General features: G+C 42.3%; 8 protein-coding genes and 4 pseudogenes. 9 read left to right on the top strand and 3 right to left on the bottom strand.

All coding sequences use genetic code 11. From position 1 onward, the window contains the following. Positions 1-17 precede the first annotated feature (17 nt). The gene (locus JCM15124_RS03135; RefSeq protein WP_024998258.1) at positions 18-2,480 is read right to left on the bottom strand and encodes a transglutaminase family protein; all 2,463 of its coding nucleotides are present in this window, start codon (positions 2,478-2,480) and stop codon (positions 18-20) included. A 973-nt stretch (positions 2,481-3,453) separates the two neighbouring features. Between JCM15124_RS03135 and JCM15124_RS03130 the strand changes: the two genes are divergently transcribed. Then, positions 3,454-4,062 carry a class I SAM-dependent methyltransferase gene (locus JCM15124_RS03130; protein WP_024998257.1) on the top strand — a complete coding sequence of 203 codons (609 nt, stop codon included), beginning with the start codon at positions 3,454-3,456 and terminating at the stop codon, positions 4,060-4,062. A 152-nt stretch (positions 4,063-4,214) separates the two neighbouring features. On the opposite strand, the pseudogene mnmE reads toward JCM15124_RS03130, so the two are convergent. Both mnmE and JCM15124_RS03120 read right to left on the bottom strand, forming a co-directional pair. Next, positions 4,215-5,620: pseudogene (gene mnmE, locus JCM15124_RS13000) on the bottom strand (tRNA uridine-5-carboxymethylaminomethyl(34) synthesis GTPase MnmE). 144 nt (positions 5,621-5,764) lie between these two features. Next, positions 5,765-6,637, bottom strand: coding sequence for a nucleoside phosphorylase (locus JCM15124_RS03120; protein ID WP_024998256.1), 873 nt, complete (start codon positions 6,635-6,637; stop codon positions 5,765-5,767). 250 nt (positions 6,638-6,887) lie between these two features. On the opposite strand from JCM15124_RS03120, the pseudogene JCM15124_RS03115 reads away from it, so the two are divergent. The 8 genes and pseudogenes from JCM15124_RS03115 to JCM15124_RS03080 form a co-directional block, all read left to right on the top strand. Beyond that, a pseudogene (locus JCM15124_RS03115) lies at positions 6,888-7,112 on the top strand (transposase); the annotation flags it as partial. Between the two features lie 333 nt (positions 7,113-7,445). Continuing rightward, positions 7,446-7,907 carry an HU family DNA-binding protein gene (locus JCM15124_RS03110; protein WP_024998254.1) on the top strand — a complete coding sequence of 154 codons (462 nt, stop codon included), beginning with the start codon at positions 7,446-7,448 and terminating at the stop codon, positions 7,905-7,907. 221 nt (positions 7,908-8,128) lie between these two features. After that, positions 8,129-9,181, top strand: coding sequence for an MBL fold metallo-hydrolase (locus JCM15124_RS03105; protein WP_198019116.1), 1,053 nt, complete (start codon positions 8,129-8,131; stop codon positions 9,179-9,181). A gap of 124 nt (positions 9,182-9,305) precedes the next feature. After that, positions 9,306-9,698, top strand: a pseudogene (locus JCM15124_RS12995) (HU family DNA-binding protein); the annotation flags it as partial. 260 nt (positions 9,699-9,958) lie between these two features. Beyond that, positions 9,959-11,581: an ABC-F family ATP-binding cassette domain-containing protein gene (locus JCM15124_RS03095; RefSeq protein WP_024998252.1), complete on the top strand. Its 1,623-nt coding sequence runs from the start codon at positions 9,959-9,961 to the stop codon at positions 11,579-11,581. Between the two features lie 109 nt (positions 11,582-11,690). Then, a complete protein-coding gene (locus tag JCM15124_RS03090; RefSeq protein ID WP_024998251.1) occupies positions 11,691-12,293 on the top strand; it encodes a nucleotide exchange factor GrpE in 603 nt (200 codons plus the stop codon). Positions 12,294-12,355: 62 nt separating this feature from the next. Further along, positions 12,356-13,517 (top strand): annotated as a pseudogene (gene dnaJ / locus JCM15124_RS12990) (molecular chaperone DnaJ). Positions 13,518-13,543: 26 nt separating this feature from the next. Next, complete coding sequence (locus tag JCM15124_RS03080; RefSeq protein WP_024998250.1) at positions 13,544-14,833, top strand: bifunctional folylpolyglutamate synthase/dihydrofolate synthase; 1,290 nt, start codon at positions 13,544-13,546, stop codon at positions 14,831-14,833. Positions 14,834-15,002 lie beyond the last annotated feature (169 nt).

Below are 15,002 nucleotides of genomic sequence, written 5' to 3'. Positions count from 1 at the left end.
GGCTATATTGCAGATACTTACAACTTCCCTATAACTTTCAAAATCTGCTCACCTATATTAATTGTATAACCTTGTTGAACATATACAACACGATTGAAGCTATCGCAAATCAGGAATATTGGAAGCGACGGACTTGTTAGTTTCATCTGTTCGCGTATTTCGCTTACAATCTTCTTATCTACATCCGTGCCCCAAACAACGTTAGAAGGAAGGTTGTCGAACTCCTTGAAATTGAAGCGAGAAAGGTGGTCGGCATCTTCAAAAAGGAAAATCATCTTGCGTCCCCACTTCTCAAACTGTGCCTTATAAGTGCTGATGTCGCGCAAGGTATGGTTGGTTGGCTCTTGGTTCGGTGCAACAATGCCCACCATATAGTAGCCTCTGCCTGCCGTAGACAACAAACTCTTGTCGCTGTTGGTTGCCATATCGTGGTAGATGTCTTCGGCATTGAAACTGCCAATCACCTGCACGGCATCTTCGTTTTCGCGCATTGTAAACGGCAAACGTGTTTCTTTGCCTGCCTTTATCGTGAACAAGTGCGTTTCAGCCAACACCTGTCCGCTTGCCATACGTGTACCCGTAGTGAGCATATAGGTGCCCTCTTCCAACTCTGCACCTTTCTCAAAATCGTCTTTCCACGTAGCTTCTTCAGGATAAGTAAGCAGCTGTGCAACGCCGTTTTCTATTTTACTCAACGTGAAATGGCTGTAATATTTAGGATTGTCGTTATACTTTGTAGCTTTGTATGCTAACACCAATGTACCTTTTGGCACACTCTTTTCAACCTGTTTGCTTTCAAATTCTACATCTACCCAAGTACCGTTGGCATTGTATTGCAGTTTTCCGTTGATTTCGTTGATGCGTGCAGGGAAGCCCAGACTGCGGGCAGCAGCCACAAAGAAGATAGCCCTGCCCAACTTGTCGGTTTTCTTTTCGCGCCAGACACTCATAGGCAGCATGCGCAAACGCTGCTGGTTGCGTGTTTCGTCGATTGCTATATTCGCCTTACACCATGCAATAAGAGCTTGCGGAGTCTTTATGCTTGCCATCTTTTTTGCCAAGAAATGGCGATAAGGCGACAGCCATTCCAACTCTATACGAGGGTTCATTACGTACTTGCAATAAAGTTCCGAAGTGTTTGTTTCGGCAACTTCGTGGTCTTTCAGCACCTCTAATGGCACATCGCGAAGGTCTTTTTCCGAAATAACATCTAAAAGACGCTGTGCCATTTCCTTGTTCTTTGCCTCGCGCAAGAAGGTCTGAATGGTGGCATAATTGCCACGCGACTTGTCTTTCATCGTAGCTTCGTATGCCCGACGGATAGAGTCTTCGTATGCTAAACGCTTTGTATTTTCTGCTCGTTGCGCATCGGTAACATTCGGAAGAACAGTGCTTACCGGCGGCGGAGTAATGTCCCAAGTCTTTGTTTGGGGCAATCCGTTGCGTTTTAACACAAGGCGCAGTTCTTTGGTTTTACCAAACGAAACCTTGTCAATGCCTACCTTGCCGTCTTTAGACGCCCAAACTATCATGTCGCCCTTACCTGCTGTGAGCGTAGCCACACCGTTGTCGTTGCTCGTCTTCTTAGCCACGGTGTAAAATTCAGCATAGTTGTAGAGCTTAAATTCCACATCTGCGCCTTTCACACGCTTGCCTTTTTCGTCTACAACAACTACTTTCAGCTCTGCCGTAGGTGCATAATTGCTGATTACATTTATCTCTGTGTAAAGCGGAGTTTTGCTCATTACCTCTTCAGGACCGTCGTAATCGCCAAACACTTTCGTGTGCATAAGCATACCACGAGAGGCACTTTCGTTGAACCAACCTAAGTTGAGGATAGGCTCAGGCTCGCACGCTCCGAGGAAATACCATTTGCCGTCTGCCCACGCTTCTACCCATGCGTGGTTGTCGTCGGTATGCGCCCAGCGTGGCGTATATACTTGTCGGGCAGGTATGCCAACCGATCTGAGGGCTGCAACAAGGAAGGTACTCTCCTCGCCACATCGGCCGTATGCCGTGCAAATCGAAGCCAACGGACTGCTTGTGCGGGCATCGGTCGGGCGGTAGGTTACTTTTTCGTGGCACCAATGGTTTACTTCCAAAATTGCATCTTTCATCGACAAATGCTTCACACGATTTTTCAGTTCTGCATAAAATACTTTGCGGCTATTGTCCAAGTTCTCGTTGTTCACACGAACAGGCAGCACAAAATGCTTAAACTCGCGTTCAGGAACGGTCTTTCCCCACGGCATTTCACGGCGCGCCTGCAATGCCAAAGCAATGTTTTCCTCGTAAAAGGCTTTGCTATAATCGGTTTTGTCGGGTAAAGCCATGTACTTATAAAGGAAATTCAAGTAACGGGTTTCAGGCTTTACAGCCGTCTTCACATCTTTCTTGGGAAGATTGTAAAGATTGCCGGCACTGCTGCTGCCACTCCAATAAAAGGCTAATGCCAACAAAAATAGAATGTTCTTTCTCATGTCAGTAAAATTCAGACGAGCTGAAAATAAACTTAAATTGATGTTAATAATCTTGTTTGGGACAAAATTACACTTTTTTATTGAGTAAGAAAAATTATATAACGCCTTTTTTCAGAAACGCTGCAAATCTATTTCTCATATATTCCCTGCCTTGTACTTATAAAGGGAAAGATGGTTATAAAAGCGTAAATATTTTTCACAAGAGATACAATTGTTGTAGCGAGCTGAAATATATTGAATACCAATGTGGAATAGTCGTCTTCCCATATCTCGCTACACTGCTACAAGATCTAAATTTCATATAGAAGCTGCGGAGCAATTCTATGTCGTCTGCCCAAAGAGCTAAGTGTTCTATTCTCATATTCTTTATGTTTTAATATTACAAAGTTAAGCACTATTTTTATTCCAAACAAGTCTTGTGTAGTGTTTAATTAAAATCTTAAAAAGTATATATAAATGTTTAATTCAAAAACTTGAGTAAAATCGTTGAAATAGAATCGTGAAACAATAAAAACGTCATTATTTTTCAATAAAATCGCTTCCGTTTTCTCAAACCTACGCTTTTGGAAAGTAAAACCGTAGGTTTTGCATCGCAAAACAGCCGCTTTCGCATTGCAAAACAGCCGCTTTTACAACGTTGTTTCAGTTCTTTATATTACCTTTATTGTTTGTTTTGCGAGTATTTACAGAATGTTTTGTTGCACAAATATCCCACAAATAAATATAAGGATTTGCTTTTTAGATAGTTATACTTGCACACGAATGCTGCGCTTATTTGCGAATAATGTTTCTTTTGTTCGTAAAATCGCCCTTCCTGCCATTGTTTCACGCTTGTTTTTTAACAATCAAGGTTTCTATTTATGCATTATTAACTAAAAGAGATACTAAGATTATTCCAATGTTCAGGATAACTTTGCAACTTAGTTGCAGCAATTATTTCCTAACTTTGTAGCAGAACAAAAGAATAGAAATTATGTTTTGGGATTTGGTAGCTAAATATTATACATTCTTCGAGAAATTGTATAATGGCAGAGTTAATCGGGAGATATGCAGGAAAGTTGCTGAAAGAATATCTCCTGATGATGAGGTTTTGGAGTGTGCTTGTGGCACCGGTATGATAAGCGTTCATATTGCTGCAATCTGTAAAAGTCTTACAGCCACCGATTTTTCTGACGGTATGCTTGTTCAGACGTATAAACGGTGTAAGAATTTAGATAATGTAAGGATTGAGAAAGGAAACATTTTGCAATTGAATTATGTTGATGAATCTTTCGATAAGGTAATTGCAGCTAACGTTATTCACTTGTTGGAGCACCCCGAAATTGCGTTGGGAGAATTGCTACGAGTATGTAAAAAGGGTGGAGAAGTGATTATTCCAACTTATTTGGTAAATCGTACTTGGAGTGTTTCGCAGTTTTTTGTGTGGTTTGTTAATCGATTTACAAAAACATTTATAGGAAGATTTAACGAGAAAACATACAAGGCGTTCTTTGAAAAGCTTGGATTTACAAATGTTTCTTATGAGTTAATAGAAGGTAGAATGCCCTGCGGTATAGCCATAATCAAGAAACAAGACAGTTAGAATGTGCAGTTAAGAGTGGGTGAATTGGTAAGCAGGACGGAAGTATGGGGCAGAAAATGTTTTCATCAATCGGCATTGATGGAATATAAAAATCGTAAAGTATTGTTTGTAAATACTTTACGATGTTAATGCTGTTCGTTGGTAATCGTTCATCATTTACCAATACAAAAATGTTTAAATATGTTATGCAATGTTTCTTGCGGCGTAATTTGGTCGCCTGTAATTTCAGCGAGTATGGCGATAGTGTCTTTTAAATCTTCGGAAATAAGGTCGCCACTGAGATTTATCGCCATTGCTTCTTGCACTCGGAGAAGGGAAGCGTGGGCACGAGTAAGGGCATCGTAGTGTCGTGCATTGGTAACGATAGTGGTGTTTTCTGTAATTTCCGGCAAGTCGGCTACCTTATATATTAGGGCTTCAAGTTGGTTGATGCCCAAGTTGTATTTGCCGGATATTGCAATTTCGTGATAGGTGTAAGTTGATTTGTTCGAAGTGGAAGTGCGGTTCTGTTGATTTGCAGGCTGCTCGGTAAGGTTGTCCACTTTGTTGTGTACGAGAATTAAATGCTTGTCGGCACATTGAGCGAGGATTTCTTTTTTCTCGCTTTCGGTGGGTTCTTTGTCTACAACCCATAGCACGATTTGGGCTTTTTCAAGGGTGGCAAGGGTACGCTCGATGCCTAATTGTTCAACATAGTCGGTTGTTTTGCGTATTCCTGCTGTATCGATAAAATGGAAATCTACACCGTTAATGCTGATGGTGTCTTCTATAATATCGCGGGTAGTTCCGTGAATATCGCTTACAATGGCACGATTATCGCGGAGGAGACGGTTAAGAAGAGTGGATTTTCCTACGTTTGTTTTGCCTATGATGCTACGGGTATGCCATTTTTAAGGGCTTGTCCTGTTTTGAACGAACGTGCGAGAGTTGTTACTTTACGGTCTATTTCCTCCGAGAGAGCAATCAATTCGGTGCGGTCGGCAAACTCTAATTCTTCGTGGTCGGAGAAGTCGAGCTCGAGTTCGAGAAGCGAATTGATTTTTAGAAGCTGGTTGCGCAGTGTGGAAAGCTCAGAAGAGAAGTGCCCTTTGAGTTGTGAAAGAGCGAGTTTGTAAGATGCCTTGTTGGTAGAGGCTATGAGGTCGGCAACGGCTTCGGTCTGCGATAAGTCCATTTTGCCGTTCAGGTAGGCACGTTGAGTGTATTCGCCGGGCTTGGCTTGTCGGCAGTTGCTTTCGATTAGGCGGTGGAGCACCTGCTCTAAGATGTAGGCTGAGCCGTGGCACGATATTTCTACCGAGTCTTCGCCGGTGTATGAATGCGGTGCACGCCAAATAGAAACAACTACTTCGTCGATGGTTTGATGGTCTTTATCAAGTATTTCTCCGTAATGCAAGGTGTTGGCGGGGGCATTCAGAATTGACCGTGAGAAGATGGAATCTACAATTTCGATAGCTTTACTGCCTGACACTCTGATTATGCCTATTGCGCCACCCGGCTGCGTTGCCAATGCGCAGATGGTTTCAGAAGAATTGAGAAGATTGTTGTATGCTTGCATTATGGAGGGAAGTTAAAGCGTTATATAATGGAATTAAGGAGTTAAGCCATTGTCGCCTATGCAATGAAACAGGTTGCGTTTCGATTGATGCAGCATGCTAAAACTCCTTAATTCTTTTATTCTTATTTGCGAAAGTACTATAAATTATATTCTTTCAAGTACCTTTTTAATCAATCCGTCAATGGTATTCTTATAGCCAACGTTAGCTTCTTTTTGGCGGCGGTTAGCTATTACCATACAGCAAGTTAAGGCTTTATGTCCCATGTGCTGTGCCAAACCTGCCAACGCGCTGCTTTCCATCTCAAAGTTTGTAACCTTATGCCCTTTGTATTCAAACTTAACGATTTTCTCATTAAGTTGAGGGTCTGCCAATGGAACACGCAGACGGCGACCTTGAGGTCCGAAGAAACCACCGCAAGCGATGGTTACACCACGTACCATATCGTCTTGTGCAATTTGTTCTAACAACTCTTTGTCTGCATTTGCCACGTATGGATTGCCTAATTGTGGCAGCCATTTTACCTGCTTCTTGAATTCTTCTTCAAACTCAATATCCAACTTTTCGCGGTTTGCATAGTAATTGAGCAAACCATCGAAACCTATGCTTTTCTCTGATGCAATGAATGTTCCGATAGGAGTATTGCTTTGAAGACCTCCGCAAGTACCAATGCGTACTAAGGTAAGTTGTCGGAAGTTGGTCTTTTCTCTTCTTGTTTCAAAGTCAATATTAGCTAAAGCATCAAGTTCATTGACAACAATATCTATGTTATCGCAACCGATACCTGTGCTCAATACAGTTATTCGCTTGTTTTTAAATTTACCTGTTATGGTTCTAAATTCTCTATTATTAACTTCACATTCCACTCCGTCAAAATGTGAAGCAACTAAAGCAACACGCCCCGGATCACCGACCAAAATAACCTTATCTGCCAGTTGTTGTGGTTTTAAATGAAGGTGGAAAATACCTCCGTCTTCGTTAATAATTAACTCTGATGGAGCAAAATAATTCTCTTCCATAATTTATAAGATTTAGTAAATTGTTTTTTGTACTTTACAAAGATACGCCTTTTTATAAATAAAAAAGAAGAAATGTCCAACTTTTTATTCTTACCACTTACTTATTTGCTTGCTTTTAACTTCTTAGCATCAATGTAAGTTCGGCATAAGAAAACAGTTAAGCAGGCTGTCTTATAGATGTTTTTTAAGCAAATCCCCTGATGGAACAGTGAGACTTTTTCAGTTTAACCTTGTAAAAAAAATCTTTTAGAACTCCCTGATGAACCTATATGATAAGATACTGCTCAGAAAGCGTGCCGTGATTGAAATTGTGAACGATGAACTAAAGAATGTATGCCGGATAGAACACACCGGACACCACTCTTTTGATAACTTTTCCACAAACCTGATAGCAGGGCTCATTGCATACAATCTGCTGCCGAAGAAGTCGGCAATGAATATAGAAATAATTGATAAGAGCAGTCTAATTGCATAGAGCTTATATCGAACTCACATTATTTATAAGATGCTTAAAAGTATTACTTTTTTCAAGCGTGTGAACATGTTGTAAAACCATTTTCAGAACCATTTGAAAAGAAGAAACCGACCGAACATTTAAAAGATACCGAGGGAACGTTCAAAAGATACCGAGCAATCTTCAAATCGCTCGGTATCTTTTTCTTGATTGCTCGGTATCTTTTTTTCGTTCGTTCGGTATGTTTTTTATAAAAAATTAATTACCTTTGCATTATCATTATGAAAGACCGTCTTCCGCAAGCGAAATCCTCCGACTTCGGAAGATATAACAAAGGAGGAAAATCTATTACTCATGGCAAATAAACCATTACAGTTCGTTCTTATGGAACGCAAGATGAATGTCGGTCCTCACGCAGGAGAAATCGTGCAAGTAGCTCATCCTACGGGCAGACATCGTGTAGACTTCCGCAATTTTTGCAACCGTGTGGCAAAGTCCACCACGTTCAACAGTCAGGAAGTACAAGCCGTGCTGAACTATGCTACGGAAATCGCCAAAGACATCGTGTCTAACGGCGACATCGTAGAGTTTGGCGACTTGGGAACACTCAACCCCTCGTTTAAGAGTAAAGTAGTGCCCAAAGGAGAAACTTTCAACGTGCAGAAGCACATCGAAAAGCCCGTTGTCCATCTGTCGCCCTCGCGCAAGTACTTTACACTTACCGATGTAAGCTACGAACAAACAACCGCCAAGCCCAAGAAAGGCAAGAAGCCGAGCACAGGTGGTGGAGAAAGCGGAGGAAACGAACATCCGTAAATTCATTTTGATGGTGGAGCGACTACCTGCGATGGTGGTTGCTCCGCCATAATTTCATCACAGATTATAAACCAAATGACCTTTTAACCGATGAAGTACGGTCATCTCAAAACATCATATCATCCGTACTTTCAAAGCAATGAAGGTTTAAAAATAAAAAATCAATGAGACGTATGTATTTTAAAAGGACATTTCATCCTGTAGGACAGGGCGCATTTTACGTGGAAAAGTTTGAACTACCTAATGGTTCAACGTTTACTATAGTTTACGATTGTGGTTCATTAACGCTCAAACAAGAAGAACTTAAGAAAAGAATAAAAGGTGTTTTCCCTAAAGGACATCAGATAGACATTCTATTTATTTCTCATTTTCATGCCGACCATATCAATGGAATAGAAGCATTGAAAGAACATTGCAGAATTAAAAAAGTTGTTTTGCCACTAATTGATGATGAAGAGAAAATTATATTAAAAGTTTCAAACTATATAGAAACAAAGGATTCTTGTGAAGAGATTATAGAAACTCCCGAACAATATTTTGAAAATTCTATTATCATTAAAATTAATCCTGTAGATATGGATTCTACTCCAAAAGATGTAGACCCTATAGATATATCAAATATAGAGGAAAATACAACTTTATCGAGTGGAACAGTTCTTAAAGATAAAAGAAATGGTTTTCTTGATTGGGTCTTTATTCCATATAATTACAAACAGAATGAACGAAAAAATCAGTTTAAAAGAAAGATAAAATTTCCACTGAAGAAAATTACAATAGATAATATTGAAGAATATAAAGATAAGTTAACCGATGCATATAAAGCTATCGAAGGAGACCTTAATGGGAACTCAATGGCTTTGTATTCGGGTCCCCTAAAAGATAATTATAGTTTCTTGTGTTATCGCTATAGACCATTTTATACCTATTGTTTAGACCCTTATCAATTACAAAGTGGTTGTTTGTATACAGGAGATGTTAATCTTAAAAACAGAGGTTTAATTAAAGACATAAAGGAAAGATTAGATAGGGTTTCTCAGTTTATAGGAACGCTACAAGTACCACATCATGGCTCCGAACATAATTTTAAAGAGTCTATTTTAAAAATTGGAAAAATTTCTAGTGCGGTTTGTTCTTTTGGTATCAGAAATAGTTATGGTCATCCAGCATATACTGTCATTGAGAAAGTAGTAGACAAAGAGATTATCCCTTGTTTAGTTACTGAGGATTTCGGAACAATAGTTGTTCAAGAGGGATTTTTTTATGAAGAAATATAGTTATTAACAAAGGTATATATTCCTATGCGAAAGCTATTGTTCACAGTTGTAATTCTTAATCATATCCGAAATTAAGTGGCTGAACACTATCTGCATACTTCCTTTGCTGAATGCAGGTCGGTAGAGTCCGGCAACAACCGAACAGGTGGCAAAGCGCATAGCAGCCGAATCGACGGTCAGTCCTGCCGATGTGCGCGCGGTGCTGACGGCATTAGGCGGCGTGATGGGCGACTTTATGGCACAAGGACGCTCGGTGAAGCTCGAAGGTGTAGGCTCGTTCTACTTTACGGCAGTTACGAACAAGAACGGCGTAGCTACCGAGAAAGAAGTATCGGCAAACCAAATTAAGAGTGTGCGTGTGCGTTTCCTGCCCGAAACCCGCTATCGCGGTAACGGCAAAGGTCGTGTGTCTACACGCGGTCTGTCGGATGTGGACATTGAGTGGGAAGAATGGAAAGGCGAAGAAAAAGGGAAAGAAAAGAAAGAACCCGAAAGCGGAACGCCAAGCCACCCATAAAGTGTTGCTGCTTACAGCACTGCCCCTCGCTCTCCACGGAGCGGGGGCTTTCTTTTGTATGACTGTTTGCAGCAACGCCGGCACATCTGCCCGAAAAACGAACAAAACCGGTCAAGGACGCTGATGAACGATTGAGGATTATCTGCCGTAGGGGCATGTTTCTTGTGTTCTGACTGCTACTAAGAACGGTTGTTCTTGCAAGTATCACATTATTATTGTACCTTTGCGCCCAAATAAGAAAACAGGAATTTAAATAAACAATGATTACACTTTCAAACATTGCCGTTCAGTTCGGAAAAAGAGTTCTGTACAAGGACGTTAATATCAAGTTTACTCCCGGAAATATCTATGGCGTTATCGGAGCCAATGGTGCAGGAAAATCGACACTGCTTCGCGCCATTTCGGGCGATTTGGAACCCAACAAGGGAACTATTACATTAGGAACAGGAGAACGCTTGTCGGTATTGGAACAGGACCACTTTAAGTACGATGAATTTAAAGTAATGGACACCGTACTTATGGGACACGAACCGCTTTGGAAGAATATGAAGGAGCGTGAGGAACTTTATGCCAAACCGGAAATGACCGAAGAAGACGGAAACCGCGCCGCCGACTTGGAACTGAAGTTTGCCGAAATGAACGGTTGGGAAGCCGAGAGCGAAGCTGCCCAGCTGTTACAACACTTAGGCGTGCAGGAAGACGCACACCAAAAACGAGTAGGCGAACTGTCGAACACTGAAAAGGTGCGTGTAATGCTGGCAAAGGCATTGTTTGGAAAGCCCGACAACCTTTTGCTCGACGAGCCTACCAACGACCTCGACCTTGAAACCGTGGAATGGTTGGAAGACTATCTTGGCGAAATAGAAGAAAACCAGACAGTGCTTGTCGTATCGCACGACCGCCACTTCCTTGATGCCGTAAGTACACAAACCATCGATATTGATTTCGGCAAGGTTACTGTGTTTGCCGGTAACTATTCGTTCTGGTACGAAAGTTCGCAGTTGGCTTTGCGTCAGGCGCAGAACCAAAAGATGAAAGCCGAAGAAAAGAAGCAGCAGTTGGAAGAATTTATCCGCCGTTTCTCTGCCAATGTGGCAAAAAGCAAGCAGACTACTTCGCGCAAGAAGATGCTTGAAAAGCTCAACGTGGAGGAAATTCGCCCATCGAGCCGTAAGTATCCGGGCATTATCTTCCAAATGGAACGCGAACCGGGAAACCAAATCTTGGAAGTTCAAGACTTGAAAGCCGTCGATGAAGACGGAACCGTTTTATTCGACCACGTAAACTTCAATGTGGAGAAAGGGCAGAAAGTAGTGTTCTTGTCGCGCAATCCAAAGGCGATGACGGCTTTGTTCAATATTATAAATGGCGAACGGGAAGCACAAGCAGGTACTTACAATTGGGGCATAACCATTACAACGGCTTATCTGCCGCTCGATAACACCGAATACTTCAACAGCGAGTTAAATCTTGTCGATTGGCTTTCGCAGTACGGACAGGGCAACGAAGTCGTGATGAAAGGTTTCCTTGGTCGTATGTTGTTTAAGCAGGAAGAAGTGGAAAAGAAAGTAAATGTGCTGTCGGGAGGCGAGAAAATGCGTTGTATGATAGCACGCATGCAGTTGCAGAATGCCAACTGCCTGATACTCGACACTCCTACGAATCATCTTGATTTGGAGAGCATTCAGGCATTTAACAATAACCTTGTTGGCTTTAAGGGTAATATTCTCTTCAGCTCGCACGACCACGAATTTATCGGAACGGTTGCCAATCGCATCATCGAATTAACTCCAAATGGTACGATAGATAAACTTATGAGCTACGACGAGTACATTCACGACGAGCAGATAAAGGAACAAAAAGCCAAGATGTATCAAGTATAAATTAGCAAACCAATTGTTTTCGGACTGCTTATAAATAGGTTTTGTTTGCAGTCGCTGCTATATTGGCACGTTATTTGTAAACGTTTGAAGTAGACAAAAATACATTATCATGAGCAAAAATAATAAGAAAATAGAGATAGAAGGCGAAGAAGCAAAGTTGCAGGAAGAAGAAACCGTGCAGGAGGAAAACACTTCTTCAGAGGGTGAAACGTCGTCAGAAGCCGATAACGAAGAAACTCCGGAAGCTGAAACCGACGAAGAAGGCAAAGCAGAGCAGAAAGACGGCAATGCAGAAGCTGAAGAATGGAAAGACAAGTATATTCGTCTTTACGCTGAATTTGAAAACTACAAGAAGCGAACGCTAAAGGAAAAAGCAGAGCTTATACTCAATGGAGGCGAGAAAACCATTACGGCTATTCTTCCTATTCTCGACGATTTTGAACGTGCCATTGCAGATAAGACAGAAGACGCAACAGCCATTAAAGAAGGTTTCGACCTTATTTTCAAGAAGTTCTTAAAAACTTTGGAGGGTATCGGTGTAAGCAAGATAGAGACAAAAGATAAGGATTTCAATGTAGACTATCACGAAGCAATTGCGATGGTGCCGGGAATGGGCGACGATAAGAAAGGCAAAATCATCGATTGCGTACAAACCGGCTATATGCTGAACGATAAAGTAATTCGCCATGCTAAGGTTGCAGTAGGACAATAACACATAAACAGCCTTAAGGTTTTTAGAAATTCAAGAGTTTGCAAACTCACAACAATCAAGGAATGGCAAAAAGAGATTACTACGAAGTTCTGGGCGTTGAAAAAAAACGCTTCGGACGACGAAATAAAGAAGGCGTACAGAAAGCTCGCTATTAAATATCACCCGGACAGAAACCCTGACGACGCAAAAGCAGAGGAAAAGTTCAAAGAAGCAGCAGAAGCATACAGCGTATTGAGCGACCCACAGAAGCGACAGCAATACGACCGGTTCGGATTTGACGGGCCAAACTTTGGCGGTGGCAATCCGTTTGGTGGCGGTGGTTTCTCAATGGACGACATTTTCTCTATGTTTGGCGATGTATTCGGTGGGCACGGCGGCGGTGGTGGCTTTGGAGGTTTCGGCGGTGGAAGCCGTCAGGCTCCTAAATATAAAGGTGCCGATTTGCGCCTGAAAGTCAGACTTTCGTTGCAGGAAGTTGCCACAGGCGTTACCAAGAAGTTTAAGGTGCGCAAAGACGTAGCATGCGAACATTGCCACGGAACGGGTGCCGAAGGCGGCAGTGGCACCGAAACGTGTCCTAATTGCCACGGCAGCGGTATGGAAATTCGTACCCAACAAAGCATCTTCGGTATGATGCAGACACAAACAACCTGCCATGTATGCGGTGGCGAAGGTACGATTATAAAAAACAAATGTACACACTGCCATGGCGATGGCGTCGTGAAAGGCGAGGAAGTTGTTGAAATCAACATTCCCGCAGGTGTTGCCGAAGGAATGGTTGTGAACGTTCCGAACAAGGGAAATGCCGGCAAACACAACGGTATAACGGGCAATATACAAGTTTATATCGAAGAAGAAGACAACGATACGTTTATTCGTGATGGACAGAATGTTATCTACAACTTGTTGCTCGACTTCCCTACGGCTGTCTTGGGTGGTCAGGTTAAAATTCCAACAATAGATGGGAACTTTATTCAAATACCTATTGAATCTGGCACACAGCCTGGCAAAATAGCTCGTGTACGTGGCAAAGGACTTCCTGCCGTGCAGGGCTATGGCAGAGGAATGGGCGACCTTATCGTGCAAATAAGTGTTTATGTTCCAAAAACATTATCGCAATCGGAACGCAAAGCCATTGAAGAGTTTCAAGAAAGCGACAACTTCAAGGGAGACAGCTATACAAAACGTACTATTTTTGATAACTTCAAGAAACTATTCAGCTAAGTTGTAAAGACTGAAAAGTAATAAAAATGACTTACAAGGAAACCACAGAATACTTATATAACAGCACCCCCGTCTTTGAACACGTGGGTGCTTCTGCTTATAAAGAAGGTTTATCCACAACCCTCGCATTAGACGAATACTTTGGACGGCCGCATCAAAACTTCCGTTCTATCCATATTGCAGGAAGCAACGGAAAAGGCTCTTGCTCCCATACATTGGCTGCAATACTTCAAGCCGACGGCTATAAGGTTGGGCTTTACACAAGTCCGCACCTTGTAGACTTCAGGGAACGCATCAGAGTAAACGGCAAGATGATTTCCGAACAATACGTAATTGATTTTGTTGAAAACCATCGCAACTTCTTCGAACCGTTGCACCCATCGTTCTTCGAGCTGACTACCGCAATGGCTTTCAAGTATTTTGCCGAACAACAGGTAGACTTTGCCATTGTAGAAGTAGGCTTGGGCGGGCGTTTGGATTGCACCAATATTATCAATCCGCTGCTTTCCGTTATTACCAACATTTCGCTCGACCATACCCAATTCTTAGGCGACACGTTGCCAAAGATAGCATACGAAAAGGCAGGCATCATTAAGCAAGACACTCCTGTAGTTATCGGGGAAGCCATACCCGAGACCCGTATCGTGTTTGAAGCAAAGGCACAGAAAATGGACGCCATGATTGTGTTTGCCGAAGATATTCCGATGGTACAATCGGCAAGTGTCAATCCGAAGGGAGGACGCATATACCAAACTCGCTTATTCGGTACGATTGAAGGCGAATTGGGAGGAATTTACCAAGACAAGAATACCAATACGTTGCTGACGGCAGTGATGCAGCTTTACAATAACCGGATAATCAGAAACATAGACAGCGTTGCAAAAGGATTTTCAAACGTTTGCGAAGCTACAGGATTAATGGGTAGATGGCAGCAAATACAGCAAAATCCAACCGTAGTCTGCGACACCGGGCACAACGAAGCAGGCTGGAAAGACTTGTCGCAACAAATTAAAAGTCAAGAATACCATAATCTGCGCATCGTCTTTGGTATGGTAGACGACAAGGATATAGAGGCTGTTATGGCTCTTTTGCCCGACAATGCCCATTATTACTGGACACAACCCAACACAAAACGTGCGTTCTCGGCTGAGAAGGTGGCAAGGATAGGCAAGCAGTATAACCTTGAAGGCAGAACGTTTGCAGATGTTGCAGAGGCTTACCGGCAAGCATTAAGCGACGCAGAAAGCGACGATTTTATATTTGTAGGTGGCTCAAGCTACATCGTTGCCGACTTTCTAACCCCAATCGTTTATTAGGACGCATTTGCTTATCTTTGTTATTACCGCCATGCTTCCTTACCGGTTTCGTCCGCTTGCCGGCATCTGCGTAGCCATTACATCTCGCCGTAGCCCGCTACGCCTTCGATGAAACGGCAGCACATCTGCTCGACAATCGAACAAAATCAGTCAAGGACGCTAATGAACG

Origin of the sequence: Prevotella falsenii DSM 22864 = JCM 15124 (assembly GCF_000613945.1) — a bacterium.
Taxonomy (GTDB): Bacteria; Bacteroidota; Bacteroidia; order Bacteroidales; family Bacteroidaceae; genus Prevotella; species Prevotella falsenii.
The sequence above is the reverse complement of the archived record's forward strand: the minus strand, read 5'-3'. Positions and strand labels throughout refer to the sequence as shown.

Coding starts and splice junctions, on each gene's coding strand:
- JCM15124_RS03095 (WP_024998252.1), top strand. CDS start 9,959: ATGATTACACTTTCAAACATTGCCGTTCAGTTCGGAAAAAGAGTTCTG.
- JCM15124_RS03110 (WP_024998254.1), top strand. CDS start 7,446: ATGGCAAATAAACCATTACAGTTCGTTCTTATGGAACGCAAGATGAAT.
- JCM15124_RS03080 (WP_024998250.1), top strand. CDS start 13,544: ATGACTTACAAGGAAACCACAGAATACTTATATAACAGCACCCCCGTC.
- JCM15124_RS03135 (WP_024998258.1), bottom strand. CDS start 2,480: ATGAGAAAGAACATTCTATTTTTGTTGGCATTAGCCTTTTATTGGAGT.
- JCM15124_RS03090 (WP_024998251.1), top strand. CDS start 11,691: ATGAGCAAAAATAATAAGAAAATAGAGATAGAAGGCGAAGAAGCAAAG.
- JCM15124_RS03130 (WP_024998257.1), top strand. CDS start 3,454: ATGTTTTGGGATTTGGTAGCTAAATATTATACATTCTTCGAGAAATTG.
- JCM15124_RS03120 (WP_024998256.1), bottom strand. CDS start 6,637: ATGGAAGAGAATTATTTTGCTCCATCAGAGTTAATTATTAACGAAGAC.